Annotated in this window: 27 protein-coding genes; 9 read left to right on the top strand and 18 right to left on the bottom strand. The window is 62.5% G+C overall.

The window, feature by feature from the left end:
* Positions 1-83: 83 nt before the first annotated feature.
* The 3 genes from dnaJ to DMO26_RS14880 form a co-directional block, all read right to left on the bottom strand.
* A complete protein-coding gene (gene dnaJ / locus DMO26_RS14870) occupies positions 84-1,229 on the bottom strand; it encodes a molecular chaperone DnaJ (RefSeq protein ID WP_117192932.1) in 1,146 nt (381 codons plus the stop codon).
* A gap of 97 nt (positions 1,230-1,326) precedes the next feature.
* The gene (gene dnaK, locus DMO26_RS14875) at positions 1,327-3,228 is read right to left on the bottom strand and encodes a molecular chaperone DnaK (RefSeq protein WP_117192933.1); all 1,902 of its coding nucleotides are present in this window, start codon (positions 3,226-3,228) and stop codon (positions 1,327-1,329) included.
* A gap of 195 nt (positions 3,229-3,423) precedes the next feature.
* Positions 3,424-5,907, bottom strand: coding sequence for a transglycosylase domain-containing protein (locus DMO26_RS14880; protein ID WP_117192934.1), 2,484 nt, complete (start codon positions 5,905-5,907; stop codon positions 3,424-3,426).
* Positions 5,908-6,105: 198 nt separating this feature from the next.
* Between DMO26_RS14880 and DMO26_RS33700 the strand changes: the two genes are divergently transcribed.
* The 7 genes from DMO26_RS33700 to DMO26_RS14910 all read left to right on the top strand — a co-directional run bounded on the left by DMO26_RS33700 (position 6,106) and on the right by DMO26_RS14910 (position 8,726).
* Positions 6,106-6,279 (top strand): hypothetical protein, encoded by a 174-nt coding sequence (locus tag DMO26_RS33700; protein WP_162894908.1) that lies wholly within the window; start codon positions 6,106-6,108, stop codon positions 6,277-6,279.
* A 139-nt stretch (positions 6,280-6,418) separates the two neighbouring features.
* Positions 6,419-6,604, top strand: coding sequence for a hypothetical protein (locus DMO26_RS14885; RefSeq protein ID WP_117192935.1), 186 nt, complete (start codon positions 6,419-6,421; stop codon positions 6,602-6,604).
* A gap of 112 nt (positions 6,605-6,716) precedes the next feature.
* Positions 6,717-6,926, top strand: a complete 210-nt coding sequence (locus DMO26_RS14890) for a hypothetical protein (RefSeq protein ID WP_117192936.1) — start codon at positions 6,717-6,719, stop codon at positions 6,924-6,926.
* Positions 6,927-7,051: 125 nt separating this feature from the next.
* Entirely contained in the window at positions 7,052-7,291 is a 240-nt protein-coding gene (locus tag DMO26_RS14895) for a hypothetical protein (protein WP_117192937.1), read from the top strand.
* Positions 7,292-7,449: 158 nt separating this feature from the next.
* On the top strand, positions 7,450-7,647 hold the full coding sequence (locus DMO26_RS14900) for a hypothetical protein (RefSeq protein ID WP_117192938.1): 198 nt from the start codon (positions 7,450-7,452) through the stop codon (positions 7,645-7,647).
* Between the two features lie 291 nt (positions 7,648-7,938).
* Positions 7,939-8,151, top strand: coding sequence for a hypothetical protein (locus DMO26_RS14905; RefSeq protein WP_117192939.1), 213 nt, complete (start codon positions 7,939-7,941; stop codon positions 8,149-8,151).
* Between the two features lie 203 nt (positions 8,152-8,354).
* Positions 8,355-8,726 (top strand): hypothetical protein, encoded by a 372-nt coding sequence (locus tag DMO26_RS14910; RefSeq protein ID WP_117192940.1) that lies wholly within the window; start codon positions 8,355-8,357, stop codon positions 8,724-8,726.
* Between the two features lie 190 nt (positions 8,727-8,916).
* On the opposite strand, the gene DMO26_RS14915 is transcribed toward DMO26_RS14910, so the two are convergent.
* Positions 8,917-9,396 (bottom strand): YbaK/EbsC family protein, encoded by a 480-nt coding sequence (locus DMO26_RS14915; RefSeq protein WP_117193107.1) that lies wholly within the window; start codon positions 9,394-9,396, stop codon positions 8,917-8,919.
* A 470-nt stretch (positions 9,397-9,866) separates the two neighbouring features.
* Here DMO26_RS14915 and DMO26_RS14920 point away from each other — a divergent pair, with 470 nt between their 5' ends.
* On the top strand, positions 9,867-10,076 hold the full coding sequence (locus DMO26_RS14920; RefSeq protein ID WP_117192941.1) for a cold-shock protein: 210 nt from the start codon (positions 9,867-9,869) through the stop codon (positions 10,074-10,076).
* Between the two features lie 477 nt (positions 10,077-10,553).
* Here DMO26_RS14920 and DMO26_RS14925 read toward each other — a convergent pair whose 3' ends face one another.
* Both DMO26_RS14925 and DMO26_RS14930 read right to left on the bottom strand, forming a co-directional pair.
* Complete coding sequence (locus tag DMO26_RS14925; protein WP_117192942.1) at positions 10,554-11,942, bottom strand: M20/M25/M40 family metallo-hydrolase; 1,389 nt, start codon at positions 11,940-11,942, stop codon at positions 10,554-10,556.
* A 166-nt stretch (positions 11,943-12,108) separates the two neighbouring features.
* A complete protein-coding gene (locus DMO26_RS14930) occupies positions 12,109-12,540 on the bottom strand; it encodes a MarR family winged helix-turn-helix transcriptional regulator (RefSeq protein WP_117193108.1) in 432 nt (143 codons plus the stop codon).
* A 427-nt stretch (positions 12,541-12,967) separates the two neighbouring features.
* Here DMO26_RS14930 and polA point away from each other — a divergent pair, with 427 nt between their 5' ends.
* Positions 12,968-15,958: a DNA polymerase I gene (gene polA, locus DMO26_RS14935; RefSeq protein ID WP_117192943.1), complete on the top strand. Its 2,991-nt coding sequence runs from the start codon at positions 12,968-12,970 to the stop codon at positions 15,956-15,958.
* 15 nt (positions 15,959-15,973) lie between these two features.
* Here the strand turns inward: polA and DMO26_RS14940 are convergent, their stop codons facing one another.
* The 12 genes from DMO26_RS14940 to DMO26_RS14995 all read right to left on the bottom strand — a co-directional run bounded on the left by DMO26_RS14940 (position 15,974) and on the right by DMO26_RS14995 (position 26,355).
* Positions 15,974-16,276 (bottom strand): hypothetical protein, encoded by a 303-nt coding sequence (locus tag DMO26_RS14940; RefSeq protein WP_117192944.1) that lies wholly within the window; start codon positions 16,274-16,276, stop codon positions 15,974-15,976.
* An 82-nt stretch (positions 16,277-16,358) separates the two neighbouring features.
* Complete coding sequence (phnN, locus tag DMO26_RS14945) at positions 16,359-16,943, bottom strand: phosphonate metabolism protein/1,5-bisphosphokinase (PRPP-forming) PhnN (protein WP_117192945.1); 585 nt, start codon at positions 16,941-16,943, stop codon at positions 16,359-16,361.
* Position 16,944: 1 nt separating this feature from the next.
* Positions 16,945-18,081, bottom strand: coding sequence for an alpha-D-ribose 1-methylphosphonate 5-triphosphate diphosphatase (locus DMO26_RS14950; protein ID WP_404947055.1), 1,137 nt, complete (start codon positions 18,079-18,081; stop codon positions 16,945-16,947).
* Positions 18,078-18,791: a DUF1045 domain-containing protein gene (locus DMO26_RS14955; protein ID WP_117192947.1), complete on the bottom strand. Its 714-nt coding sequence runs from the start codon at positions 18,789-18,791 to the stop codon at positions 18,078-18,080. The genes DMO26_RS14950 and DMO26_RS14955 overlap by 4 nt, the downstream gene beginning before the upstream one ends.
* Positions 18,792-18,959: 168 nt before the next feature.
* Entirely contained in the window at positions 18,960-20,303 is a 1,344-nt protein-coding gene (gene phnE, locus DMO26_RS14960) for a phosphonate ABC transporter, permease protein PhnE (protein ID WP_162894910.1), read from the bottom strand.
* On the bottom strand, positions 20,303-21,283 hold the full coding sequence (gene phnE, locus DMO26_RS14965; protein WP_117192949.1) for a phosphonate ABC transporter, permease protein PhnE: 981 nt from the start codon (positions 21,281-21,283) through the stop codon (positions 20,303-20,305). Before phnE (DMO26_RS14965) ends, phnE (DMO26_RS14960) begins: the two co-directional genes overlap by 1 nt.
* Before the next feature lie 68 nt (positions 21,284-21,351).
* Positions 21,352-22,263 (bottom strand): phosphonate ABC transporter substrate-binding protein, encoded by a 912-nt coding sequence (phnD, locus tag DMO26_RS14970; RefSeq protein ID WP_117192950.1) that lies wholly within the window; start codon positions 22,261-22,263, stop codon positions 21,352-21,354.
* Between the two features lie 81 nt (positions 22,264-22,344).
* Positions 22,345-23,190: a phosphonate ABC transporter ATP-binding protein gene (gene phnC / locus DMO26_RS14975; protein WP_117192951.1), complete on the bottom strand. Its 846-nt coding sequence runs from the start codon at positions 23,188-23,190 to the stop codon at positions 22,345-22,347.
* 115 nt (positions 23,191-23,305) lie between these two features.
* Entirely contained in the window at positions 23,306-23,923 is a 618-nt protein-coding gene (locus DMO26_RS14980; RefSeq protein ID WP_117192952.1) for a DapH/DapD/GlmU-related protein, read from the bottom strand.
* The gene (gene phnL / locus DMO26_RS14985) at positions 23,920-24,630 is read right to left on the bottom strand and encodes a phosphonate C-P lyase system protein PhnL (protein ID WP_117192953.1); all 711 of its coding nucleotides are present in this window, start codon (positions 24,628-24,630) and stop codon (positions 23,920-23,922) included. The genes DMO26_RS14980 and phnL overlap by 4 nt, the downstream gene beginning before the upstream one ends.
* Before the next feature lie 70 nt (positions 24,631-24,700).
* Positions 24,701-25,477 carry a phosphonate C-P lyase system protein PhnK gene (phnK, locus tag DMO26_RS14990; protein WP_117192954.1) on the bottom strand — a complete coding sequence of 259 codons (777 nt, stop codon included), beginning with the start codon at positions 25,475-25,477 and terminating at the stop codon, positions 24,701-24,703.
* Complete coding sequence (locus DMO26_RS14995) at positions 25,474-26,355, bottom strand: alpha-D-ribose 1-methylphosphonate 5-phosphate C-P-lyase PhnJ (RefSeq protein WP_117192955.1); 882 nt, start codon at positions 26,353-26,355, stop codon at positions 25,474-25,476. The genes phnK and DMO26_RS14995 overlap by 4 nt, the downstream gene beginning before the upstream one ends.
* Positions 26,356-26,381 lie beyond the last annotated feature (26 nt).

Below are 26,381 nucleotides of genomic sequence, written 5' to 3' on the forward strand. Positions count from 1 at the left end.
TCAACTGTTTGCAGATGCTCGGGACAGGCCGAGCATGACGGCGGAGAGCACCAACCTCTCCGCTGAAAGTCAGCGCCAAAGCCTCAGTTCTCGAAGAATTCCTTCATCCGGGCGAAGAAGCCGGTCGATTCGGGATTGTTTTCCTTCGAGGAAAGCTGCTCGAATTCCTGCAGCAGCTCGCGCTGGCGCTTGGTGAGCTTCTGCGGCGTCTCGATCTGGATCTGGATATAGAGATCGCCCGTCTGAGACGATCTGAGCACCGGCATGCCCTTGCTCTTCAGGCGGAACTGCTTGCCCGGCTGGGTGCCTTCCGGCACGGTCACGCGGGATTTCGTTCCGTCGAGCGTCGCCACGTCGAACGTGCCGCCCAGTGCCGCCGTCGTCATGGAGATCGGCACGGTGCAGTAAAGATCGGCCCCGTCGCGCTGGAAGAACTGGTGCGGCTTTACCGACAGGAAGATATAGAGATCTCCCGCAGGTCCCCCGCGCGTGCCGGCCTCGCCTTCGCCCTGCAGGCGGATGCGGGTGCCGTCCTCGATGCCGGCCGGGATGTTGACCGACAGCGAACGTTCTTCGGTGACGCGGCCTTGGCCGTGGCACTTGGTGCAGGGATCGGTGATCGTCTGGCCGCGGCCGTGGCAGGTCGGGCAGGTGCGTTCGACCGAGAAGAAGCCCTGGGAAGCGCGCACGCGCCCGGAACCCTGGCAGGTGCCGCAGGTCTTCGGCTGGGTGCCGGGCTTGGCGCCGGAGCCGGAACAGACGTCGCAGGTGATCGAGGTTGGAACCCTGATCTGCGCCGTTTTACCGGAAAAGGCTTCTTCCAGCGAGATTTCCATATTGTAGCGAAGGTCGGCACCGCGTTCCCGGCCGCCGGACGAGCGGCGGGCTCGCCCCCCACCCATCATTTCGCCGAAAATGTCTTCGAAGATATCGGAGAAGCCGCCGGCCCCGCCGGAGAAGCCTCCCGCGCCGCCCCCGAAACCGCCGCCGCCCATTCCGCCCTGTTCGAAGGCGGCATGACCGAAGCGGTCGTAGGCTGCGCGCTTCTGGGGATCCTTCAAGGTCTCGTAAGCCTCGTTGATCTCCTTGAACTTCTTTTCGGCTTCCGCATCGCCCGGGTTCTTGTCGGGATGATACTTCATCGCGAGCTTCCGGAAGGCGCTTTTGAGCTCCTTCTCGTCAGCCGTCTTGCCGACACCCAGCGTTTCGTAAAAGTCTGCTTTTGCCATGGAGGTAACCGGCTCCGGAAAGGATTCCGGCTGCACGAAGGCAGCCGGATACTAGAAGTCAACTATGGGTTAGGACTTGCCATCAGGCAACCGGCTATCAGGCGGACTTCTTGTCGTCCTTGACTTCCTCGTAGTCGGCATCGACGACGTCGTCGTCCTTGCCGCCCTCGGCGGAAGCGCCTTCGGCCTGCTGCGCCTCATAGATGGCCTGACCAAGCTTCATGGAAACTTCCATCAGGGTCTGCGTCTTCGCCTGGATATCGTCGGCATCCGGCTCTTGAGCCTCGACGGCGGTCTTCAGCGAAGCGATCGCATCCTCGATCGCCTTGCGGTCGGTCTCGGAAACCTTGTCGCCATATTCCTTCAGCGACTTCTCGGTCGAATGAACGAGGCTTTCGGCCTGGTTCTTGGCTTCGACGCCCGCACGGCGCTTCTTGTCGGCTTCGGCATTGGCCTCGGCGTCCTTGACCATCTTCTCGATCTCGGCGTCGGAAAGACCGCCGGAGGCCTGGATGCGGATCTGCTGTTCCTTGCCGGTGCCCTTGTCCTTCGCCGAAACCTGAACGATGCCGTTGGCGTCGATGTCGAAGGTCACTTCGATCTGCGGCATGCCGCGCGGTGCCGGCGGCAGGCCGACGAGGTCGAACTGGCCGAGCAGCTTGTTGTCGGCTGCCATTTCGCGCTCGCCCTGCGACACGCGGATCGTCACGGCCTGCTGGTTGTCCTCGGCGGTCGAGAAGACCTGGGACTTCTTGGTTGGGATCGTCGTGTTGCGGTCGATCAGGCGGGTGAAGACGCCTCCAAGCGTTTCAATTCCGAGCGACAGCGGGGTCACGTCGAGCAGCAGGACGTCCTTGACGTCACCCTGCAGAACGCCGGCCTGGATGGCGGCGCCCATGGCGACCACTTCATCCGGGTTGACGCCCTTGTGCGGTTCCTTGCCGAACAGCTGCTTGACGACTTCCTGGACCTTCGGCATGCGGCTCATGCCGCCGACGAGAACCACTTCGTCGATTTCGGCGGCGGTGACGCCGGCATCCTTGAGGGCCGCCTTGCACGGAGCGACAGTGCGGCTCACCAGGTCGTCGACCAGGCTTTCGAACTTGGCGCGGGTCAGCTTCAGCGTCAGGTGCTTCGGGCCGGAGGCGTCGGCGGTGATGAACGGCAGGTTGATTTCGGTCTGCTGCGAGGACGACAGCTCGATCTTGGCCTTTTCGGCAGCTTCCTTGAGGCGCTGCAGGGCAAGCTTGTCGTTCTTCAGGTCGATGCCGTTGTCCTTCTTGAACTCGGCTGCCAGATATTCGACGAGACGCATGTCGAAGTCTTCGCCGCCGAGGAAGGTGTCGCCGTTGGTGGACTTCACCTCGAAGACGCCGTCGCCGATTTCGAGAACGGAGATATCGAAGGTGCCGCCGCCAAGGTCGTAGACGGCAATCGTCTTGCCTTCCTTCTTGTCGAGGCCATAGGCGAGAGCGGCAGCGGTCGGCTCGTTGATGATGCGCAGGACGTCGAGACCGGCGATGCGGCCGGCATCCTTGGTGGCTTGGCGCTGGGCGTCGTTGAAGTAGGCCGGAACGGTGATGACGGCCTTTTCGACCTTTTCACCGAGATAGGATTCAGCCGTTTCCTTCATCTTCTGAAGGACCATCGCGGAGATCTGCGACGGGGAATAGGCCTTGCCCTGGGCCTTGACCCAGGCGTCGCCGTTGTCGCCCTTGGCGATCTCGAACGGAACCAGGCCCTTGTCCTTCTCGACGGTCGGATCTTCGTAGCGGCGGCCGATCAGGCGCTTGACGGCAAAGAGGGTGTTGGTGGGGTTGGTGACCGCCTGACGCTTGGCCGGCTGCCCGACGAGGCGCTCGCCGTCATCGGAAAATGCAACCATGGAAGGCGTGGTGCGCGCGCCTTCGGCGTTCTCGATCACCTTTGCGTCCTTGCCGTCCATGATGGCGACGCAGGAGTTGGTGGTTCCGAGGTCGATGCCAATTACTTTAGCCATTTCTTCTCTCTCCTTTAAGCGAACTATCGGAACCCCTCTGAGGCATTCCCTTGACAGTTCCTCGACTGGGATGGTTTCGCAGCATCGGCTGCGCTATGCGGCGTATATAAGGACGGGATTTTCCGACTGCAAGGCGAGAAATCGCCTGTATCTCAGCAAAAATAAGAGTTTGCTGTTTCCTCTCAAGGAAATGCTTTACTGGCCCATGAGGATGTCGAAAAGCGTGGTCTGGCGCGGCTCCCGCGCGGAGGTGGCAAGGCCCACGTCGCCGGGGGGAATGGGGCCTCGTCCGACCTCGCCCGGAGGCAGCGGAACGGGGGAATCATAGGGTCCGCGATACTGGCGGTAATCCCTGGGAGCGCCGATATCGGCCGGCGGTACGACATTGCCGGAGGTGCGCCGGTAATCGGGCGGCGGCGGAGCATTGTAGACGGGTTCCCCCGGAACAGGGCGATTGCGGGAGGGGACCGGCTCGATCGAGGCCGAATCCCGTGCCGGAGGGATGTTCTGCACCGGCGGACGGGGCGCCGGCGGATATTCCGTCGAGGCGGGTTCCTGGGCGCGGCGGCCGCCACCCGGCAGGATGCCGGAAATGATATCGCCGATCGTCGTCGGGCGGGAATCCGGTTCGACGGCCGCGGGCGGCGGCAGATCGAGGCCGCGGCCGGTGCCGAACAGCGGCGTCGGCGTATAGCCTTTCATGGCGGCGGTCATGTATTCCCTCCAGGCTTTGGCCGGAAGCCCGCCGCCGGTCACCTTCTTCATATAAGCGCCGTCGTCGTTGCCGAACCAGATGCCGGTCGTCATGATGCTGGTATAACCGACGAACAGCGCGTCGCGGAAAGATTGGGTCGTGCCGGACTTGCCCGCCGCCTGCCAGCCATCGACTTTGGCGGCCTTGCCGGTGCCTTCGTTGATGACGCGGTTCATCATGCCGTTCATCGTCGCGGCGACGGGTTCGCTCAAGACGCGCGGCGGGTTGGAATAATCCGCCTCGTAGAGAACCTTGCCGTCCGTATCGGTGATGCGCTTGACGATATGCGGGGTTGCCTTGTAGCCGCCGTTCATGAAGGCGGCGTAAGCCGAGGTGAGCTCGACCAGCGACACTTCCGACGTGCCGAGCGCGATCGAGGCGTTCTGCTGGATTTCGGAATCGACGCCGAGCCGGTGGGCAAGGCTCACCACCTTGTCCGGCCCGACCTGCATGACGAGCTGCGCGGCGATCGTGTTCAGCGACTGCGCAAAGGCCGAGGCGATCGTCACCGGCCCACGGTATTTTTCGTCGAAATTCTCCGGCGACCAATTCCCGATCTTGACGGGTGCGTCGTTCACGACGGTATCTGGCCGGTCGCCGGCCTCAAGGGCCGCGGCGTAGACGAAGGGCTTGAAGGCCGAGCCCGGCTGCCGCTTCGCCTTGGAGGCGCGGTTGAACTGGCTTTCCGCATAATCCCTTCCGCCGACGACCGCACGGATGGCGCCCGTCGCATCGACGGAGACGAGGGCGGCCTGCGAGGCGTTGAGTTTGCCGCCTTCCTTCTTCAGCACGTCGTTCAGCGCCTTTTCGGCAGCACTCTCGAGTTTCAGGTCGATGGTCGTTTCGACGACCACGTCGACCTTAGGTTCGCCGATCAGGCCCTTCACCTCATCGACCACCATGTCGGCGGCATAGTGCTGGGCGCCGGTCCAGTAGCTCTTCGCCTTGGTCGGCGGCTGCGACATGGCGGTCTTCAGGTCGCTGTCGGTGATATAGCCCTCTTCCCGCATGGTGCCGAGCACCACCTGGGCGCGGGCCTCGGCGGCGGCCGGATCGCGGGCCGGCGAGAGGCGCGACGGAGCCTTGAGCAGGCCTGCCAGCGTTGCCGCCTCGCCGAGGTTCACGTCGCGGGCGGACTTGTTGAAATAGCGCCGCGAGGCGGCCTCCACGCCATAGGCATTCGAACCGAAGAACACCCGGTTCAGATACATGGCAAGGATCTGGTCCTTGGTGAACTTGTGTTCCAGCCAGAAGGACAGCAGCACTTCCTGGATCTTGCGCTCGAACGTGCGGTCGGGCGAGAGGAAGAGGTTCTTGGCGAGCTGCTGCGTAATCGTCGAGCCGCCCTGGATCGGCTGGCCGGTCAGGTTGTTGAGGAAGGCGCGCGCTAGGCCGAGCGGATCGACGCCGAAATGCGAATAGAAACGGCGGTCCTCGATGGCGATGACCGCCTGCGGCAGGTAGGGCGACATTTCCTCAAGCGCCAGCGCCTCGCCGCCCGTCGAGCCACGATTGGCGACGACGGAGCCGTCGATCGCGGTGATCTTCATGTTCGGGGGGCGGTCGGGGATCGCCCAGGAGCTGGCGGCGGGCATCTTGGCGCCGTAATAGAGGACGAGACCGCCGACGCCGATGCCGGCCCAGATGCCGAGAACGAAACACCAATAGACGAGTTTGCGCAGCGGCGCGAAGAAGCCGCCGCTGCGCTCGCGGCGTCGCGACGATTGCCTGCTGCGGGAGGGGCGGGCGCGCTCGGCGCGTTCCGTCCGTTCCGGGCGTTCGTCCTCCTCATATTTCGGAACGCGCCTGGACGGCCGTCCGTTGCCCGCGATCCGTTCATCCGCATCGAGACGGAAATCGTTGTTCGCCCGCGAGCCTTCGAAGGAGGGTTCGACGCGCCTGTCTGATTTGCCTCTGGATGCCATGATGAGCCGGCATACCCCCGTGTGCTTCGCCTGCCCGAAACAGGCTGTTACTCGAATATCTCATCGCCCGGGCATTCGCTGGACTCTAAATGCGGCGATTTAAGGAGGCGTAAAAACAGGTTCGGCTGTCTTGCCTCTGGAAAGGCTTGACTCTCGTTCCTACATATGAGAACAAATAGGGAACAAACGGAGGTGCCGATGACCAGGACCGAGCAGGTGATTGAACGCGCCATGGCTGCCGTGGCCGCATCCAGGGCTGTCCGCGAGGCGGAAGCCGAGCGGCGACGCGAGATCTTTCAGAAGATCCAGATTGCCAACCAGCGTCGCCCGAACATACCCAAGGGCATCCAGCTGCCCCTGGATCTGCACTGAACTGACGGATTGTTATATAAGGCGTCGCTTGACAAAGCGCAGCATGTTGATTTCCTTACCTTAAAAAAATCCGATTTGCGTGGAACAGAGGGATAATGTTCTGCGTTATCGCGGATTCCACCTTGGAGGAGGGGAGGACATGCACAAGATTGTCGAGGCAGTAGTTGTGCGTAACGGTGACCAACGCGTGCCCGTTGGGCTGGTCAGCATCAAGCAAGCCCTTGAAATGCCTGAAAGGGAGCGGTTTGAGTTCAGTCATCCTGCCTATGAGGCGGGTAAGACGGATATTTTCGTGAACCGCGAGACCCTTTCGAAACTGATGTAGGGGATTGTGCAGGCGGCCGGCGGCTTCGTGACGCCGAAACGCGAATTCGTGATTTCGGGTTCATCGCGCTGCGGGTTACCTTGCGCCCGCAACCGTAGCGAAGGAGAATGACATGAAGACATTTCTCGTACTCGCCGCCGTCCTCGGCTTCTCGTCTTCCGCAGCCCTTGCGGATTGCGCGGGCCATGTGACGGCTTCAGCCAAGGTGGACAAGGAAATCACCACCGCCAGCATTGCAGCTCCGGCAACGGAGAAACGCAGTGAGGATGCGATGATCCCGAAGCGTCAGCAGGCCGAAGGGCAGACCGCCGTCACCGAATGATCGTTTACCCGCGCCGGACCCGCGCCGGCGCGGGTTTCGTTCCGGCGCTTTCCTCGGACGGCTCATAGACCGTGCGGAACCTCGTGTCGGGCTCCGGGTTTTCTTCTCCGAAAAAGGAGACGACCATGGCCAGAAAACCTCTCAATGCCGGCTTTACCGGGGACGTGACAGCGCAAACCGGAGTTGCGACCAAAGCGAAAACGGCAGTTCACCGGGCAAAGGACGAAGCGGGCATGGTCGCGGCCCATGCCGTCGATCATCCGGCGGCCACCGGTTCTGCAATTGCGGCCGTCGGACTTCTCGGGCTTGCGGCGGGATATATGCTCGGTGTCTCCGCGGCCGCACGCCGCCGCTGGTATCGTTGATGCAGGTTGCCGCGCGATCATCGCGGTTGACCTGCGGTGTCCCGCCTATTTCCGGCCCGTCCATTTCCCGAAGAAGCGGCATGCCATCAAGAACGATCCGGAAATGGAACCGGGAAAGGCCGCGACCGTTCGACTCCTTGAACCATGAGGAGAAAACCATGCCCAATCGCGATCCGATACAAAACCCCGGCTCCGAAACGCCACGCGGTCCCCAGCCGGAAGGCGGCATTCCGGACCGCACCCAGGAAAAGCCGCCGTTGACGCCGGTTCAGGACCGGGGAGACAGCAAGAATCCCCAGGACCCCACTCTTGATCCCGCGCTGCTGCCGATCGGCGATCCGGCCGGTATGGCCTGATCATATCGATCTCCGGACCCGTAGCCCCGTCGGTGAGGTCGGGCGGACCGCCCTTAGGTAGAAATCCCTACGGGTCCACCCCTATATTGTACCCCTCCTAAGTTGTTGTTGCTAATTTATTAAGGAAGCCTCACACTGAGGCACCTGTGGTCGACAGACCCTGAAGAAGCTCGAGCGCAGGCAAGGTCGGCGCAAGACTGCCGCAATAAACAGCCGCTGGTCATTCCCGGCTCTGGTTGCGAGAGCAAGGGATAGTCTGCCGATCGGGCGCGATATGATCGGGAGGGTTATATGCCTGCACAATTGGTCCGCAATCCTGTCCACCCCGAGCAGCTCACCTTGCTGCAGCAGGTATTCGATCGTGCCTGCGCCGAACATCGTATCGACAAGGCGAGCCCCGACGCGGAAGCGCTGGCCCTGATTCTCGTGAACTCCCTGCAGAAGGGAAAGGACGACGAGGAGAGGCTGGCGGCGATCGCCGCAGCCCTTGCCAGCAGCCGCTAGGCCGAGCCCTCGTCCCGCGCCGAGCCCGCGGCTTCGGCGGCGGGAGAGCAGCGGGCGGATTGCTCAAATCCCTTCACCACCTTCGATCTCTCCGGCCCGCCTCCGTTCGCCTGCCGGAAGGATCGAGAGCTTTGTCACCTTGCCAGGAACCTATCAGGCCTTCGGCAGTTGACCGATCTCTCGATCAACGCAAGGAGGCCGACATGGCAGAACCCATCCGAGACCTGAAGACGCCGCTCAAGCCCGACGCTCCATCGTTCGATCAGGAGCCGAACCAGAATGTCAGCGGTGAAATCGCCACGCTTCGCTCCGAGATCGCCAGCCTCCGCGAACTCCTGGCGGAAAAGACGGGCATGGCCTACGACAAGGTCGCCGAGCGTGCGGGCACCGCCGTCAGCTATGTCCAGAGCGAAGCTTCGTCGGTCGCCGGCACGATCCGCGAACACCCTGCCGCAACGACCACGCTCTTTACGCTGATCGGTGCGATCGGCTTTGCGATCGGTTATGTCGTGGCAACGGCCTCCGCCGAAAGCAAGCAGGCCTGGTACCGCCGTTATCTGAGCGATCGCTTCTAAAGCATGTCGCGCAAAAGTGTGCAGCGGTTTTACGACAACGCCATGCGAAAAAACAAGGATCTAAAGCGCGGCAAGCGAATCTGAAAGATCGCGACGCGCTGCTTTAGCGGCGATTCGCTGGCGCTCATCCGGAGGGCAAGGAGCGGGACCGCTCCTTCATTCTCCCCGTCTTGTTTCAGGGGTCGGTGCGCTACCCGGCGGCCGAAGCCGGATCCTGACCGACATCGATCCAGGCCGCGCCGGTCAGGTCGGCGATCCGGTCGGGGCTGATGCGGACGGCGGCATTCGTGGCGCCGGCTGCCGGCACCACCTCCGCGAATCGCTTCAGGGAGACATCGCAATAGACCGGCAGCGGCGCCGCAAGGCCGAAGGGGCAGACACCGCCGACAGGATGGCCGGTGATCGCCACGACATCGTCGCCGCCCAGCATGCGCGGCTTCGGGCCGAAGCGGTCCCGGAACTTCCGATTGTCCAGGCGGCTCAGGCCCGACATCACCACCAGCATGGTTTCATCGCCGGCCTTGAGGCAGATGGTCTTGGCGATCTGATCGGGCTCGACCCCGTGGGCGGCCGCAGCAAGCGGCACGGTGGCCGAGCTTTGTTCGGTCACGATGATATCGATATCTGGAGCGTGGGTGGCGAAGAAGGCGCGGACGGATTCGAGGCTCATGGCAGGAACATGGATCAGGAAAGGGCCAGCCGCAAGCATACAGTAAAGCTATGCGAAAAATGCAATGCTGCACTGCGATATCTTGGCTGTTTTTTAAGCTTTGGCCCTGTATATTCAACTCATCGCAGGGCGCACTCCTCCTCCCAAGCGCTCTCGATGGGACCGACAACACCTCCTCCTCCCGGTTGTTGGTCAGTTTCAGAAGCCCGGCGCACCTCCTCCCGCGCCGGGCTTTCTGCTTTTACAGCTTTGAAATCGCAAGTGATTCCGAGACGGGTCGCCGCACCCGTTTTTCACGATCTTGACCTTTTCGCCCCAAGCCCCTAGATGGTTTGCCATCGATATTTGTTTGATAGCCAGCACGACCCGCCACCGGTGTTTGCGACGATCTTTCTTCAAATACGAAACTCACCGTTCCGAGCGATTGTCGTGAGGAACACGTCGGTCTATTTGCAAGGAAAGGCATCGTTATGGCGACCGGTACTGTAAAGTGGTTCAATGCAACCAAGGGCTATGGCTTTATTCAGCCGGATGACGGCGCACAGGACGTTTTCGTTCACATCTCCGCCGTTGAGCGCGCTGGCCTCGGCCAGCTGAAGGATGGTCAGAAGATCTCCTACGAACTCGTCACCGACAAGCGCTCGGGCAAGGTTTCCGCAGACCGCCTTCAGGGCGCATGATCTGCTGAGATCAGTCCGCGAGATGGGAAGGCCGGCTCGACCGGCCTTTTTCTTTTCCGGGATCTGATGTGGGTTTCGGCGAAATCACGCCCTTGCAAATCCTGATCGGCGTTCCCATCTTTCGTTCATCAGCATTTCCGGCGCACCGCAGGACCGGGGTGAATGCCCGGCGGGACTGCGTGTAACGGCAAATACGGGCGACCGTGCCGTTTCGAGACGGGTTTCATATCCGTATTTACGGAATGTTTACCTTTCGGAGAGACGATGACCGCTAGAGCCGCGTGGGTCTCAGGGAGATCGAAAGCGGCCGCGTCGGAAATGCTTGTCCCATTTCGAGTGACCACGGATGTACTGGCACCAGTGAATGGGAGTGGAAAGGTCGGGCTTGCCCGGCCTTTTTGTTTTTGTGCCCGGAAAGTCGAAGCCCTGCCGTTTTGCGGCAGGGCTTTTGCATTTTAGACGTTGTCGTCCGGACGATTATCCGGCGAGGGCCGCCATGATGCGCGCCCAGGAGCGGATGCCTTTGTGGAAAGACTTCAGGTCGTATTTCTCGTTCGGCGAATGCACCCGGTCGTCGCTGAGCCCGAAACCGACCAGCAAGGATTCCATGCCGAGCATGTTCTGGAAGTCGCCGACGATCGGAATGGAGCCGCCGATGCCGATGACGAGGGCCGGCTTCGGCCATTCGTCCGAAAGCGCGTCCTTCGCTTTGGTGAGAACGGGAGAATCATAGGCAAGCTGGATCGCCGGCGAGCCGCCGTGCTGAAGGAACTCGACGGAGCAGTCGGCCGGGATCTTCGACGTCACATAGGCGCGGAAATTCTCGCGAATCTTTTCCGGGTCCTGGTTGCCGACGAGGCGGAAGGATACTTTCGCAGAGGCCTTGGAGGCGATGACGGTCTTGAAGCCCTGGCCGGCATAACCGCCGCTGATGCCGTTGATCTCGCAGGTGGGCCGCGCCCAGAGGAGTTCGAGCAGCGACCGGTCCCTTTCGCCGGCTAGTTCGGAAAGCCCCACTTCTCCCAGAAAATCGTTGCGGCCGGCGGTGAGGCTTTCCCAAGCCGCCTTGATGTTCGCCGGCGTCTCCTCGACACCATCGTAGAAGCCTTCGACCGTCACCCGGCCCGTCTCGTCGTGCAGGCCGGCGAGAACCTTCGAGAGGATCTGGATCGGGTTGGCGGCGGCACCCCCGTACATCCCGGAATGCAGGTCGCGGTTCGCGGCAGTGACGATGATCTCCTCTCCGACCAACCCGCGCAAGGAGGCGGTGATGGCCGGCGTATCCGCATCCCACATGCCGGTATCGCAGACGAGCGCGCAATCCGCCTTGAGTTCGGCCGCATTGGCTTCGAGGAAGGGTTTCAGCGACGGCGAGCCGGACTCTTCCTCGCCTTCGAACAGCACCGTGACGCGCACCGGCAACTTGCCATGCACATCCTTATAGGCGCGGCAGGCTTCGACGAAGGTCAGAAGCTGGCCCTTGTCGTCGGAAGAGCCGCGGCCGGTGATGATCTTGCGGCCGTTACCGAGATCCTTGATCCTCGGGTCGAAGGGACCGTCTTCCCAGAGTTCGATCGGATCGACCGGCTGCACGTCGTAATGGCCGTAGAAAAGAACATGCGGAGCGTCCGGGCTTGGCCCCGGATGATGCCCGACGACCATGGGATGGCCCGTGGTATCGCGTACCGAAGCCTCGAAGCCGAGCGCCTTGAGATCGGTCGCCAGCCATTCCGCCGCCTCGCGGCAATAGGCCTTGAAGGCTGGATCGGTCGAGATGGACTTGATCCGCACCAGTTCGAAGAGGCGCTCGACGCTGGCATCGAGATTCTGATCGGCGCGGGAAAGGACGGAGGAAAGATCGGTCATGGAAACATCCTGAACTGAGACGAGCGACGGTACCTGGCTTTGGGAGGAAAGAGCTGGCTTCCCATCCGTAAACGGGATGCCAGATGGCGCCCGTCACCTTGTTAGCAAGCCTGGGCGGCGTTGAACACTTGAAATCGATCGGGGCAGAAAGCGGTGCCGCCGCGGCCTACAACTTGCGCGCGTTGTCGACGATCATCCGCATATATTCGATCATCAGCTCGCGTTCGAACCGGCGGAACCCTGAGAAAAGCGCCGCGTCGGCCTCCGCCGCCGCTTCCACGGCACGACCCTCGAGTTCGCGCCCGAGCGCCGTCAGCGTGATGATCTGGGCGCGCCGGTCGCTCGGATGGGGCGTCCGCTGGATAAGCCCGTCACGCTCCATGCGCGACAGCGTGTTGGCGAGCGTCGCCTGCTCCACTTCCAGCTTGTCGAGAAGCTGTTTCTGGGTCAGCCCGTCCTCCTGCCAAAGCTCCAGCAGCACCGGAAATTGGCCGGGCGAGAAACCGAGCAGGGTGGCCCGCTTTTGCAGGGAGCGCGCAAAACCCTTGGCCAGCTGGCCTGCGAGATAGGTGGCCGAATGCGAGCGGTCGAATGCCATGGCTTCGGTCTCCATCCTCCCTGCACGAGCCCTTTCGCGAGCGCTGCCCGCCAAGATATATCGCACGCCATGCTTTCGCCAAGCCTGTGCGAATCCGCGTGAAATGACAAGTCTTTCCGCAGCCGGGACAATAAAAAACCGCCACGGCCGGGAGGGGACAGCCGTGGCGGTTCTGATGGAGGGACAAAGGCCCGGAGAGGGGGATAGGCCTTTGTCCGGTCTGGTGCGGCGGGGGACAGGCCGGCTGCCAGACTGCGGCGTGATCAGTCGCCGGTAAGGGTGAGATATGAAGGCGAATGCGGCTTTTCAAGGAAGGCGTCTATTACAAATCAGTAACGTTCCGGTGAGATGCCGGAGACTGCCGGAAACGCGGCCGCAGCGAAGTTTTCGTGGACGGATCAAATGCCCCACGCTATTCCTTTGGCCCATGAAAAAAGGCGATCATCTCTTCCTTGTCGACGGCTCCGGCTTCATCTTCCGTGCCTTCCATGCGCTGCCGCCGCTCACCCGCAAATCCGACGGTCTGCCGGTCGGCGCGGTCTCGGGTTTCTGCAACATGTTGTGGAAGCTCCTGACCGATGCCCGCGATACGTCCGTCGGCGTCACGCCCAGCCATTTCGCGGTCATCTTCGATTATTCGGCAAAGACCTTCCGCAAGGACCTTTACGACGCCTACAAGGCGAACCGCTCCGCCCCGCCGGAGGAACTCGTTCCGCAGTTCGGGCTGATCCGCCAGGCGACGCGCGCCTTCAACCTGCCCTGCATCGAGACGGAAGGTTTCGAAGCGGACGATATCATCGCCACCTACGCCCGGCAGGCTGAGGCGGCCGGTGCGGATGTCACTATCGTCTCGTCCGACAAGGACCTGATGCAGCTCGTGACGCCGAACGTCCACATGTACGACAGCATGAAGGACAAGCAGATCGGCATCCCGGACGTCATCGAGAAATGGGGCGTGCCGCCGGAAAAGATGATCGACCTGCAGGCCATGGTCGGCGATTCGGTCGACAACGTCCCCGGGATACCGGGCATCGGGCCGAAGACGGCCGCCCAGCTTCTGGAGGAGTTCGGTGATCTCGACACGCTGCTTGCCCGCGCCGGCGAAATCAAGCAGGTGAAGCGCCGCGAAAATATCGTCGCCAATGCCGATCTGGCACGGCTGTCGCGCCGGCTGGTGTCGCTGAGGACGGACGTACCGCTCGACCTGGATCTGGATGCCCTGGTGCTGGAGCCGCAGGACGGCCCGAAGTTGGTGGCTTTCCTGAAGGCGATGGAATTCGGCACGCTGACCCGCCGCGTCGCATCCGCCTGCGATTGCGATGCCGAGACGATCGAGCCCGCCGTGGTGCAGGTCGAGTGGGGTGAAGCCGCTCGCGGCCCGGACCTCGACGCTGGCGTGGCCGCCCCGGTCGATACGGGCGAGCGCGCGGCCAAGGCGCCCGCCAGCCCCGCCAAGGCGCCGGTCGCCAAGGGTACAGGAGAGGCTACGCCTGCGGATTTCGCCCGATCTCGTATCGAGGCCTTCGCCGGCGCAAAGCTCGATCCGAGTTGTTATGTGACGATTCGCGACATCGAGGTGCTGGACGACTGGATCAGATCCGCGCAGGAGACCGGCCTCGTCGCCTTCGATACCGAGACCACCTCGCTCGACCCGATGCAGGCCGAACTTGTGGGTTTTTCGCTGGCGCTGGCCGACAATACCGAAAACCCTTCGGGTCTTTCCGTGCGCGCTGCCTATGTGCCGCTGATCCACAAGACTGGTGTCGGCGACCTGCTCGGCGGCGGGCTTGCGGAGAACCAGATCCCGACCCGCGAGGCGCTCGCCCGCCTGAAGCCGCTGCTTGAGGATCCCTCGGTTCTGAAGATCGCCCAGAACCTGAAATACGACTACCTGATCATGAAGCGCCACGGCATCAGGGTCGAGGGTTATGACGATACGATGCTGATGTCCTACGTGCTGGAAGCCGGCAAGGGCGCGCATGGCATGGATTCGCTTTCCGAGCGCTGGCTGAACCACAAGCCGATCGCTTTCAAGGACGTCGCCGGCAGCGGCAAGGCGGGCGTCACCTTCGATTATGTCGATATCGACAAAGCGACGGCCTATGCGGCGGAGGATGCCGACGTGACGCTGCGCCTCTGGATGGTCCTGAAGCCGCAGCTTGCGGCAATTGGCCTGACGCGCATTTACGAGCGGCTGGAGCGACCCATGGTCGAGGTTCTGGCGCGCATGGAGGAGCGCGGCATCACCATCGACCGGCAGATCCTGTCGCGGCTTTCCGGCGAACTCGCCCAGAAGGCAGCCGCCTTCGAGGACGAGATCTACGAGCTTGCCGGCGAAAAATTCACCATCGGCTCGCCGAAACAGCTCGGCGATATCCTGTTCGGCAGGATGGGGCTGCCCGGCGGCGCCAAGACCAAGACCGGCCAGTGGTCGACCTCGGCCAGCGTGCTGGAAGACCTTGCCGCCGCCGGCCATCCCCTGCCGCGCAAGATCGTCGACTGGCGCCAGCTGACCAAGCTGAAATCCACCTACACGGACGCGCTGCCGGGTTATGTCCATCCCGAGACGAAGCGGGTCCACACGTCCTATGCGCTCGCCTCGACGACGACCGGGCGTCTGTCGTCGTCCGAGCCGAACCTGCAGAACATTCCGATTCGCACCGCGGAAGGCCGCAAGATCCGCACCGCTTTCATTTCCATACCCGGCCACAAGCTGGTATCCGCCGATTACAGCCAGATCGAACTGCGCGTGCTCGCCCATGTGGCCGACATCCCACAGCTCCGCCAGGCTTTTGCGGATGGCATCGACATCCATGCGATGACGGCGTCCGAAATGTTCGGCGTGCCGGTGGAAGGCATGCCGAGCGAGGTGCGCCGCCGCGCCAAGGCGATCAATTTCGGCATCATCTACGGTATCTCGGCCTTCGGCCTTGCCAACCAGCTGTCGATCGAGCGGTCGGAGGCGAGCGATTACATCAAGAAATATTTCGAGCGGTTCCCGGGCATCCGCGACTATATGGAAAGCACCAAGAATTTTGCGCGCGAGAACGGTTACGTCGAGACGATTTTCGGCCGCCGGGCGCATTATCCGGAAATTAGGTCGTCCAACCCATCCGTGCGCGCCTTCAACGAACGCGCCTCGATCAACGCGCCGATCCAGGGGTCGGCCGCCGATATCATCCGCCGCGCCATGGTGAAGATGGAGCCGGCGCTTGAAAAGGCCGGATTGAGCGAGAAGGCCCGCATGCTGCTGCAGGTCCACGACGAATTGATTTTCGAGGTCGAGGACGAGGAAATCGAGCGGATGCTGCCGGTGGTCATCTCGACCATGGAAGATGCGGCCATGCCGGCCATTTCCATGAAGGTGCCGCTCAAAGTGGATGCCCGCGCCGCCAGCAACTGGGACGAGGCACACTGAGCATCGGCCCGAGCGTCAATGCGCGACTGACGAGTTCGGATAAAGCGAAAGAAGCGCGGTCGAGAGAAGCTCGTCTGCGTAGCTGCAGGCGGAAAGCCGTGCTTCCTCCTCCATGCCCATTTCGTCGCATCGGTGGCGGACCGTTTCCAGGATCAGCGTCGCTATGCCCTTGGCATCTTCCACATCGGCATTCTCTGACATGTCCATCGCGAGCGCCAGCGCTGTCATGGACACGATCTCGAGCACGACGACGCGTGCCTCGATATCGGTTGCCGCGGCCTCGATCCGTTCTCCGTCGCGTCGGTTGGTCTGGTTCATGACCTGTCCTTTTCCAATATAAGAAAAGGCAAATAGAGCCCGCATTGTAACTTTAAAGCGTAACGCGATAGATTTCGACTGATCAGGGCCTGGCGGACAGGCAGCCGGAAAGCGCATCGACCATGGCTTTGCCGGCTTCTTCTATCGAGCCGCTGTTGTCGATCGTCACAACCTTGTAGCCGTCTTCGATGCTGAGCGAACTACGTTGCAGCCGGCGGAGAATTTCTTCCCGTGACTCCCGTCCGCGCGCTTCGAGGCGTGCGGCGAGAACGTCGAGGCTGGCGGTCACGTTGATGACGACCAGCGAAGGAAAGGCCGCCCTGAACCGGTTAAGCGCCGAGCGGGAGCCGTTGGCGATCACCAGCCTGCCGTCCGCGACGGCGTCCCGGGTTTCGTCCGGAATGCCGTAACGCAGCCCGTGCGCCCCCCAGGAGACCGCGAAACGGCCGGCCTTTTCGAGCGCCTCGAACTCCGCCTCGGAAACGCCGTCATGGTCTTCGCCGCCGGCTGCGGCATCGCGCGTGATCACCCGGCGCACGAAGACGACATCCTCGCGGCCCTCGAAAAAGCGGGCGGCATGGGCCATCAGCGTATCCTTGCCGGCGCCGCTTGGGCCGACGACGGCCACCATGCAGCCCTGGTGTCCCTCTGCCGGAGCGGTATCCATATCAGGCCACCCGCCGGCCTTCACGCCAGACCGCGCGGGCGACCGGTACACCCTCGACGCGATGGACGCGAACGAGATCGGCACGCAGCCCGACGGCGACCCGGCCGCGGTCGTCGAGACCGACGGTGCGGGCTGGCGTCGAGGTGACCATGGCAAGCGCTCTCGGCAGCGAAATGCCGTCGACATCGTCGGCGAGCACGAAGGGCGCGTGCAGCAGGCTGAGCGGAACATAATCCGAGGAAAGCACGTCGAGCACGCCGCGAGCGGCGAGATCGCGGGCGGCGATGTTGCCGGAATGGGATTTGCCGCGCACGATGTTCGGTGCGCCCATCAGAACGCTCATGCCGGCCTCGTGAGAGGCCTTGGCAGCGTCGAAACTGGTCGGGAATTCCGCCAGCCGCACGCCGTTCCCGATCGCTTCGTCCACATGCGCGAGCGTCGCGTCGTCATGGCTCGCCACCGTGATGCCCCGTTCGGCACAGACCGTGGAGATCGCGGCGCGGTTTGGGGGCGAATTGCGGGCGGATTCACCCTGGCGCCTGGCGACAAAGGCCGCGAAGGCCTGGTCGCTCAGGCCGCGCTTCGTTTTGTAGTAGAGCGTGTACTGATCCATGGTCTGGAACTGCCGCTGACCGGGTGCATGGTCCATCAACGAAACCAGCCGCACATGCGGATCGTTTTCGAAATCGGCGAAATGCTCCAGACAGTTGTCGGCCGAGACTTCGCAGCGCAGGTGCAGGAAATGCTCGGAGCGCAGGCGGCCCTGGCGGGCCGCAGCCTCGATGGCGTCGGCCATGGCGCGCATTTCGCCGTTCTCGAAACCGCCGTCCTCGTCGGCGCCCATCCGCAGGCAATCGAACACCGTGGTAATGCCGGAGCTTGCCACCTGGGCGTCATGAGCCTGGATCGCCGCCGTGGTGTTCCAGCGTACGCCGGGACGCGGCGAATAGTGCTGCTCCAGGTGGTCGGTGTGCAGTTCGACCAGACCCGGAACCAGGTAATCCCCTTCGAAATCCTCGCCGGTGTAGACGCTGCCCTCGGAAATGTCGGCGATCTTGCCGTCACGGATCTGGACGGAGCCGTGCATCACGCTGTCCTCCAGCACGATGCGGGCGTTGGTGAAGACGAGTTCGGTCATGATGCGGTCTTTCTGTTTGCGGCTGCCGGCGCGAATGCGTGGCGGCTATGGGCGGTGAAGGGTGCGCCGCGTTCGGGTTCGATGAACAGTGCCAGCCCGTCGATGGTAAGCGGAATGCCGGTAAAGGCGGCGAAACGGTGGTCGAGTTCGGCGCGCATGAAAGGTGCCTGTTCCGGCGGCACCTGGCCGGTGAGCGTCATGTGGAAACGGAACTCGTCCATGACGTAGGGATAGCCCCAGCGCTCGAGATTGGCGCGATGGGGCGCACTCAGCGTCTCCGGCTTGCGCCGGGCGATATCGGCTTCGGAAAGCGGCGCGCGGAAGGGCTCGAAATCTTCGACGATACGGGCTGCGAATTGCTGCAGATCGGGATAGACCCTGTCCGGCACGATTGCGAAGAAGCGGCCGAGCTGGCCGACGATGACGTTCGGGATATCGAAAACAGGCGTCTCGTCCGCAAAGCGCTCGACAGCCGCGACCAGTTCCGCCTCGGTCCTGCCGGGCGCAAGTTCGAACGGTGCCTTCAGGGTTGCATGGAAGGCGTAACGGCGCGGATCGGCGGTCAGGTCGTGAACCTGCTCCATCGAAAGACCGTCCACGTCAGGCGTCGGAAAGATCTTGCCCGAAAAGGCGTCGCGGCCGAGCCAATGCGCGGCCGCTTTCGTCAGCGGATGGTGTTCTGCGGGCGAAAAATAAAGAGCGTAGCGCAAGGCGGGATTCCGGAATCAGAAGAGGCCGGCGGCAGATTAGCCTGCTGCCGCGCCCCGAAACAGGACCTTCGGCTAAAAGATTTCCATGACAGAATGATGATGAAAACCCGGTTATTTGACCGGCCTTGACGGTTATTCCGAAACCCGCGGGCTGCTTTCAGTAGCCGGCTAGCGACCCTTCTTGCCCATGACGCGGGAGCGTAGCGCGTTCGAGACGTTGTCGAAAACGAAGACCACGAGCAGGATCAGCAGCACCATATAGGCGACCTTGTCCCAATCGGCGTTGGTCTTCATGGATTCGAGCAGTTTGAGGCCGATGCCGCCCGCGCCGACGGCGCCGATGACGGTGGCCGAGCGCGTGTTCGATTCCCAGAAGTAGAGGGACTGCGAGATGAAGATAGGCAGGACCTGGGGCACAACGCCGTAACGCTGCACGATCACCGGCGCTGCGCCGACCGATTTCACGCCCTCGCGCTGCTTGTCGTCGACGTTTTCCAGTGCTTCCGCATAGACCTTGCCGAGTGCGCCGGTGTCTGTGAAGAAGATCGCAGCGATGCCCGGGATCGGCCCCGGGCCGAAGGCGCGGGTGAAGAACAGCGCCCAGATCAACATGTCGATCGACCGCAGGAAGTCGAAGAGCCGCTTCATGCCCCAGTTCGCCGCCTTGCTCTGGGTGATGTTGCGGGCGGCGATGAAGGCGAGCGGGAAGGCGATCAGCGTCGCAAGCAGGGTGCCGACGAAAGCCATGACCAGCGTCTGCATCAGCTTGGAGAGAATGTCGCCATGCTGCCAGCTGGCGTTGTTGAGGAAGTTGTCGAGCGCCAGCGAAGCGTTGGACTGGGACGGGTCGATCCGCTCGCCGGCAACCATCAGGCCCGCGACCTCGGTAATGCTCCTGCCCCAGAAGGGCGACTGTGTATCGAAGAAGAAGTTCGCCCAGCCGAGGAAACGGCGCTGGATATAGACCTGCGTCGGACGGATTTCCGCCTGTCCGGCAAAACCGAAATAGACGTTCACCTTGTTGCCGTCCTGCTCCATGCGCGCCGGTGCGCCGGCGGGAAGAAGGGCATTGTCGGCGCTGATCGCGACCGGATAATACTTGCCGTCGAGATAGACATCGACCTGGGTCGGCGTGACTTCGAGGCGGTTGTCGCCGCCGAAGAGGACGGTATAGCCGCCCTTGGCCGTTGGCTTCAGCCAGTCGATCTCGGCGCCCTGCGGATACTGGCCGCGGCTTGTCCATTGCGGCACGACCTTGCCGTTCTGGAAGCGCAGGCGCGGCTGGGCGCGCCAGGAATACCAGTCCTGGACATAGACGGCGGCACGGTCCCAGTTGCCGTTGGCGAAGGTTGGGATGATCTTGAAGAAGGAAAAGCAGAAGGCGATGTAGACGACGACGCAGACTGCGACGATCAACAGGCCCCAGCGCTGCATGAACGAGCGATGGAAGACGTCCGGATAGGTGGAAAGCAGGCGCTCGCGCTCGGCGGCGTTGACAGTGAGGACCGACATCAGGCTGCTCCCCGGCCGAATTCGAAGGACTGTTTTCCGATCAGCCGGCGGCGCAGCCAGGCGGAGAACTGGTCGACGCAGACGACGGTGACCAGCAGAAGGATGATGATCGCGTAGGTTTTTGCAGCATGGTCGCGGCCGATCGACAGGCTGAAGACCTCGCCGATACCGCCGCCGCCGACCGCGCCGATGATGGTGGAGGCTCGTACGTTGATCTCGGTCCTCAGCAGCGTGTAGGAAACGAAGTTCGGCAGGACCTGGGGCAGGATTGCGAAGCGTACCCGTTCCAGCCAGTTGGCCCCGGAAGCGCGCAGGCCTTCGTCCGGCTTCATATCGGCGTTCTCGACCACTTCGAAGAACAGTTTTCCGAGCGCCCCGATCGTGTGGACCGAGACGGCGATGATCGCCGCGATCGGGCCGATCGACAGGATGGCGGCAAGCAGGCCGGCGACGACGATCTCGGGGAAGGCGCGCAGGATTTCCATGATGCGCCGCACGACCCAGCGCGTCACGCCCGCGCCGACGAGATTGGTCGAGGCGAAGAAGCAGAGAAAGAAGGCGCCGCTCGCGCCGAGAATGGTCGAGAGGATGGCGATGTTGATGGTGATCAGCAGCTGGTAGAAGAAATTCGGAATGTAGAAACTGTCGGTGATCCAGATGCGGTCGCTGGTATAGTCGTATTTGATCGAGCCGTCGGAATAGGGCGACGGCAGGTCGAACATGGCGCGGAAGATTTCCAGCGGGCTGTCCGGTACGAAACTCTTGATGAAATCGAAGAAATAGGGAAGGCGCTCGAAGAACTTGCCGGAATTGGCATCGTTGGCGAAATCGAGGGAAAGCGCGAGCACGATCACGAAAACGACGATCGAGACGACGGTGTAGATCCGCCGGGTCCGCACCTGGCTCTGATAGTGATCGAGGATCGTGCGGGAGCTTTCAGCAAGCCCGCCGAGCTGGGAGGGTCCGGCCACGTGCGCCATTCGGGCATCCTTGTTGAGCAAACGGCGGCATCATCATGATGCCGCCGCAGGATTGTTCGGACTGAAGATCAGCCGCCGATAACAGCCTTACGGGCGTCGATGATCGTCTGGTAGAAGCTCTGGTCGACCGGCGACCAGTCAACGTAGCCGCCACCGGTGAACGAGTCGAAGCAGGCCTTGTCAGCCTTCGGCAGACCGGCGAAATAGGCGGTAACCTTCTTCTGCATGTCAGCCGGCAGCTTCTGGGAAACCATCAGCGGGCCGTTCGGGATGAGCGGCGACTTCCAGACCTGGACGATGTCGTCCATGTCGAGCAGGCCCTTGGTGACCATCTGGTGCAGGTTGCCGGAGGTGTAGCCCTGAGCCCAGTCGCCCTGGGCGGAGCCGAAGGTGGTGCCGACGTCGAACTTCTTGTCGAGAACGCCGAGAACGAGGTTCTCATGGCCGCCGCCGAAGCCGGTTTCCGAGAAATACTGCTTGACCGGCATGCCGATGTCCTTCGGCAGGGCGACGTTTGGGACGAGATAGCCCGAAGTGCTGTCAGGATCGGCGAAACCGAGCTTCTTGCCTTTGGCGTCGGCGAGCGTCTTGATGCCCGAATCCTTGCGGGCAACCATGATCGAGTAGTAGCCGGTCGAGCCGTCAGCCTGCTTGGTGGTCAGGACCGGGGTAACGGCCTTCGGGTCCTTGATGTAGATCGCGGCGTAGGAAGCGGCGCCCATGACGGCGAGGTCGATCGTGCCGCCGAGCAGGCCCTGGATGACGCCGTTGTAGTTCGGCGACGGGAAGAGCTGGACTTCGGAAACGCCGGTTGCCTTGGCAAGGCCGTCCTTGACGCACGAGGTGCGGCGAACCTGGTCGGCTTCGTTCTCACCGCCGTCGAGGCCGATGCGCAGAACCTTGACGTCCTGGGCGGCAGCGTTGCCGGCGAGAGCAGCGATGGCGAGCGAAGCCATCAGGATCTTGCGGATTGCAGACATGGGAGTCTCCTTTGGTGACAGGTTTTGTCAGTCTGTGGACTGTCGGTTACTCCGGCCGCTTCCCCCGCGGCCGGAAACGGGTCAGCGCATGACGGCGGCTTCGGCCATCATGCCGGATGCGATGGGCTCGGCGCGGCGTATCGATTCGAGGCTGGTCGAGGTCATCGTCTCGTCGATGCCGGCGCCGTCCCTGTCGGAGCCGTAGATTTCGCGCACGGCCGCAGCATTGAGATCCTGCGGAGGACCGTCGAAAACGACGCTGCCCGCCGCCATGCCGATGATTCGTTCGCAATAGGCCCTCGCGGTATCGAGCGTATGGAGGTTGGTGATGACGGTGATCCCTTCACGCTCGTTGATGTTGCGCAGCGCATCCATGACGATCTTCGCGTTGAGGGGATCGAGCGAGGCGATCGGCTCGTCGGCCAGCACCATCTTCGGTGCCTGCATCAGCGCGCGGGCGATTGCGACGCGCTGCTGCTGGCCGCCGGACAGCGTGCCGGCGGGCTGCAGCGCAGTCTGTTCGATGCCGAGGCGCTCGAGGGCAGCGATCGCCATCACGCGCTCGTCGCGATTAAAAATTTTCAGCAGGCTCATCAGCGTCGAACGATGATTCAGGCGGCCGAGCAGCACATTGGTCATCACGTCGAGGCGCGGAACCAGGTTGAACTGCTGGAAGATCATGGCGCAGTCGCGCTGCCAGTTGCGCAGCGCCGCGCCTTTGAGAGACGACACTTCCACGCCGCCGAAATGGATGGAGCCGGAACTCGGCTCCTGCAGGCGGTTGATCATGCGCAGGAGAGTGGACTTGCCGGCGCCGGAGCGGCCGATGATCCCGACCATCTGCCCTTGAGGAATTTCGACGTTCACGGAATTGACCGCGATACGATCGCCGAAACGACGGGTGACATTCCTCAGTTCGAACTTCATGCTCTCTCGCCCGTCCAGACACATTCCGGGGTCTCGATTAGCGATGGTTGATGAAGCCTGAATGTCCGTTTTGTGTCGGTTTCATTACAATCGTGACAACCATGTAACGAACGCGTTACGTGGCATGGCGCGACAGGAACTCCTCGGCCGAAAGTGCCCGGAAATCATCGAGAGCGGTGCGGAGCCTGACATGGTCCCAGTCCCACCAGGCGAGCCTGTCCATGGCCTCGCCGACCTCTTTTGTGAAACGCTCGCGGATGAGTTTGGCCGGCACGCCGCCGACGATCGTATAGGGAGCCACATCCTTCGAAACGACGGCACCTGCGCCGATCACGGCGCCGTTGCCGACGGTAACGCCGGGCAGCACGGTGGCCCCATGACCGATCCAGACGTCATGGCCGATGACGACGCGATGGTCGCGCCGCCACTTGAAGAATTCCTCTTCGTTTTCGGCATCGTCCCAATAGTTGGCGGCACGATAGGTGAAATGGTGGAGCGTCGCCCGCCAGGTCGGATGATTGGTGGCGTTGAGGCGCACGGAAGCGGCCATGTTAACGAACTTGCCGACCGTCGCGCACCAGATCGAACCGTCCTGCATGATGTAGGAATAATCGCCGATCTCGGCTTCAGAGATGCGGCAACGCTCGGCGATTTCCGTGTAGCGGCCGAGCGTCGTATTGGAGACGCTGGCCGTGTCGTGGATCAGCGGTTCGATTCCGAGCTTCTTGCTCATGCTGCCTTGGCCTTTCGGGGAGAAAATTGCATGACGTCGAGGATGCGGTCGGCGACGGCCTCGCGCACTTCCTCGTCGTGGAAGATGCCGAGAAGCGCAACGCCCTCCCGTTTCTTCTCGGCGATCATCTCCACCACCACGCGCCGGTTGACGGCGTCGAGCGAGGCGGTCGGCTCGTCGAGAAGCAGGATGCGGTGGCTGGTGATGAAGCCGCGGGCGATGTTGATGCGCTGCTGCTCGCCGCCCGAGAAGGTGGCTGGCGGCAGACCCCAGAGTTCGCGCGGCAGGTTGAGCTTCGCAAGAAGTTCGGCGGCCTTGTCCTTCGCCTCGGTGGAATCGGTACCGCGGGCGACGAGCGGTTCGGCGACCACGTCGAGGGCGGCGACACGCGGCACGGTACGCAGGAACTGGCTGACATAGCCGAGCGTATGGCGGCGGACATCGAGAATGGTGCGTGGGTCCGCATGGGCGATATCGACGATGCGGTCCTTGTGATCGACGAGGATCTGCCCGGCATCGACGGCGTAGTTGCCGTAGAGCATTTTGAGGATCGAGCTCTTGCCGATGCCCGACGGGCCGCCGAGCACGACGCATTCGCCGCTCGCGACGGAAAAATTCACGTCGTTGACGACCGGCAGCTTGATGCCGTCGCGTAAGTGCATGGTGAAGCTCTTGAAGACTTCCGAAACGACGAGGGGAGTGGCCATGGGTTTATCCTTGTTTTCGCATGGTCCTGTCCGAAAACCGGAGACCATTTTTCGGGACCATGCAGTCCCTTCAGACCTGGAGAATGGAAGACACGAGAAGCTGGGTATAGGGCTCACGGGGGTCGTCGAGCACCCGGTCGGTCAGGCCGTGCTCGATCACATGGCCGTCCTTCATCACCATCATCCGGTGCGACAGCAGGCGGGCGACCGCAAGGTCGTGGGTGACGACGATGGCCGACAGGCCGAGATCGTTGACGAGGCCGCGGACGAGGTCGAGCAGGCGCGCCTGGACGGAAACGTCGAGACCGCCGGTCGGCTCGTCCATGAAGACGAGGCGCGGGCCGGTGACCAGGTTGCGGGCGATCTGCAGGCGCTGGCGCATGCCGCCGGAAAAGGCGCGCGGCTGGTCGTCGATGCGGTCGGTGGATATCTCGACGCGGGTGAGCCAGTCGCTCGCCGTCTCGCGGATATTCCCGTAATGCCGGTCGCCGATCGCCATCAGCCGCTCGCCGACATTGGCGCCGGCCGAAACCGTCATGCGCAGTCCGTCGGCAGGATTCTGGTGCACGAAGCCCCAGTCGGTGCGCATCAGGAAGCGGCGCTCGGCCTCGCTCATGTGATAGAGGTCGCGGAAATTGCCGTCCCGCATCCGGTACTCGATGCTGCCGGTGGTCGGCATCAGCCGGGTGGATAGGCAATTGAGCAGCGTCGTCTTTCCGGAGCCGGATTCGCCGACGATGGCCAGCACTTCGCCCGGCCAGAGTTCAAAGGAGACGTCCTTGCAGCCGATGCGGCTGCCGTAGAATTTCGAGACGCCGCTGACCTTGAGGAGGGGAGTATCGGTCATTCCGCAGCCTCCTTGTTCGGCGCAAGCATCTCGCCCGCATGCCCATGCTCGCGTCGATCCTCGCAATGGTCGGTGTCGGAGCAGACGAACATGCGGCCTCCTTTGTCGTCGAGCACCACTTCGTCGAGATACACGCCCTGGGCGCCGCAAAGCGCGCAGGGCTGTTCGAATTTCTGGATCTCAAACGGATGGTCCTCGAAGTCGAGGCTCACCACCTCCGTGTAAGGAGGCACGGCATAGATGCGCTTTTCTCGGCCTGCGCCGAAAAGCTGCAGGGCTTCCGACATATGCATTTTCGGATTGTCGAACTTCGGCGTCGGAGAGGGGTCCATCACGTAGCGGCCCGCCACCTTCACCGGATAGGCGTAAGTGGTGGAGATGCGGCCGTGCCGGGCAATGTCCTCGTAGAGCTTCACATGCATGAGGCCGTATTCTTCCAGCGCATGCATCTTGCGGGTCTCGGTCTCGCGCGGCTCGAGGAAACGCAAGGGTTCCGGGATCGGCACCTGGTAGACGAGGACCTGGCCCGCGCCGAGCTTCTGCTCGGGGATGCGGTGACGGGTCTGGATGATCGTCGCATCCTTGGTATGCGTGGTGACGGCGACGTTCGCGACCTTCTGGAAGAAGGCGCGGATCGACACCGCATTGGTCGTGTCGTCGGCGCCCTGGTCGATCACCTTCAGCACGTCTTCCGGGCCGATGATGGCCGCGGTCACCTGCACGCCGCCGGTGCCCCAGCCGTAGGGCATCGGCATTTCGCGGGAGGCGAAAGGCACCTGATAACCGGGAATGGCGATCGCTTTGAGGATTGCGCGGCGGATCATCCGCTTCGTCTGCTCGTCGAGATAGGCGAAGTTGTAAGTGGCGAGGTCCGTCATCTTGGAGTATCCTGTGACTGCATGAA

The sequence above is a fragment of the Rhizobium terrae genome, assembly GCF_003425685.1.
Taxonomy (GTDB): Bacteria; Pseudomonadota; Alphaproteobacteria; order Rhizobiales; family Rhizobiaceae; genus Neorhizobium; species Neorhizobium terrae.

What these genes read in the sequence shown, in the direction of transcription:
- phnE (WP_117192949.1), bottom strand. Translation starts at nt 21,283, where the DNA reads ATGGCGCACGTGGCCGGACCCTCCCAGCTCGGCGGGCTTGCTGAAAGC.
- DMO26_RS14910 (WP_117192940.1), top strand. Translation starts at nt 8,355, where the DNA reads ATGGCAGAACCCATCCGAGACCTGAAGACGCCGCTCAAGCCCGACGCT.
- phnK (WP_117192954.1), bottom strand. Translation starts at nt 25,477, where the DNA reads ATGACCGATACTCCCCTCCTCAAGGTCAGCGGCGTCTCGAAATTCTAC.
- dnaJ (WP_117192932.1), bottom strand. Translation starts at nt 1,229, where the DNA reads ATGGCAAAAGCAGACTTTTACGAAACGCTGGGTGTCGGCAAGACGGCT.
- DMO26_RS14885 (WP_117192935.1), top strand. Translation starts at nt 6,419, where the DNA reads ATGCACAAGATTGTCGAGGCAGTAGTTGTGCGTAACGGTGACCAACGC.
- DMO26_RS14915 (WP_117193107.1), bottom strand. Translation starts at nt 9,396, where the DNA reads ATGAGCCTCGAATCCGTCCGCGCCTTCTTCGCCACCCACGCTCCAGAT.
- DMO26_RS14890 (WP_117192936.1), top strand. Translation starts at nt 6,717, where the DNA reads ATGAAGACATTTCTCGTACTCGCCGCCGTCCTCGGCTTCTCGTCTTCC.
- DMO26_RS14920 (WP_117192941.1), top strand. Translation starts at nt 9,867, where the DNA reads ATGGCGACCGGTACTGTAAAGTGGTTCAATGCAACCAAGGGCTATGGC.
- phnN (WP_117192945.1), bottom strand. Translation starts at nt 16,943, where the DNA reads ATGGATACCGCTCCGGCAGAGGGACACCAGGGCTGCATGGTGGCCGTC.
- phnC (WP_117192951.1), bottom strand. Translation starts at nt 23,190, where the DNA reads ATGAAGTTCGAACTGAGGAATGTCACCCGTCGTTTCGGCGATCGTATC.
- polA (WP_117192943.1), top strand. Translation starts at nt 12,968, where the DNA reads ATGAAAAAAGGCGATCATCTCTTCCTTGTCGACGGCTCCGGCTTCATC.
- DMO26_RS14930 (WP_117193108.1), bottom strand. Translation starts at nt 12,540, where the DNA reads ATGGCATTCGACCGCTCGCATTCGGCCACCTATCTCGCAGGCCAGCTG.
- DMO26_RS14950 (WP_404947055.1), bottom strand. Translation starts at nt 18,081, where the DNA reads ATGACCGAACTCGTCTTCACCAACGCCCGCATCGTGCTGGAGGACAGC.
- phnL (WP_117192953.1), bottom strand. Translation starts at nt 24,630, where the DNA reads ATGGCCACTCCCCTCGTCGTTTCGGAAGTCTTCAAGAGCTTCACCATG.
- DMO26_RS14980 (WP_117192952.1), bottom strand. Translation starts at nt 23,923, where the DNA reads ATGAGCAAGAAGCTCGGAATCGAACCGCTGATCCACGACACGGCCAGC.
- phnE (WP_162894910.1), bottom strand. Translation starts at nt 20,303, where the DNA reads ATGTCGGTCCTCACTGTCAACGCCGCCGAGCGCGAGCGCCTGCTTTCC.
- DMO26_RS33700 (WP_162894908.1), top strand. Translation starts at nt 6,106, where the DNA reads ATGACCAGGACCGAGCAGGTGATTGAACGCGCCATGGCTGCCGTGGCC.
- phnD (WP_117192950.1), bottom strand. Translation starts at nt 22,263, where the DNA reads ATGTCTGCAATCCGCAAGATCCTGATGGCTTCGCTCGCCATCGCTGCT.
- DMO26_RS14880 (WP_117192934.1), bottom strand. Translation starts at nt 5,907, where the DNA reads ATGGCATCCAGAGGCAAATCAGACAGGCGCGTCGAACCCTCCTTCGAA.
- DMO26_RS14940 (WP_117192944.1), bottom strand. Translation starts at nt 16,276, where the DNA reads ATGAACCAGACCAACCGACGCGACGGAGAACGGATCGAGGCCGCGGCA.
- dnaK (WP_117192933.1), bottom strand. Translation starts at nt 3,228, where the DNA reads ATGGCTAAAGTAATTGGCATCGACCTCGGAACCACCAACTCCTGCGTC.
- DMO26_RS14895 (WP_117192937.1), top strand. Translation starts at nt 7,052, where the DNA reads ATGGCCAGAAAACCTCTCAATGCCGGCTTTACCGGGGACGTGACAGCG.
- DMO26_RS14995 (WP_117192955.1), bottom strand. Translation starts at nt 26,355, where the DNA reads ATGACGGACCTCGCCACTTACAACTTCGCCTATCTCGACGAGCAGACG.
- DMO26_RS14925 (WP_117192942.1), bottom strand. Translation starts at nt 11,942, where the DNA reads ATGACCGATCTTTCCTCCGTCCTTTCCCGCGCCGATCAGAATCTCGAT.
- DMO26_RS14900 (WP_117192938.1), top strand. Translation starts at nt 7,450, where the DNA reads ATGCCCAATCGCGATCCGATACAAAACCCCGGCTCCGAAACGCCACGC.
- DMO26_RS14905 (WP_117192939.1), top strand. Translation starts at nt 7,939, where the DNA reads ATGCCTGCACAATTGGTCCGCAATCCTGTCCACCCCGAGCAGCTCACC.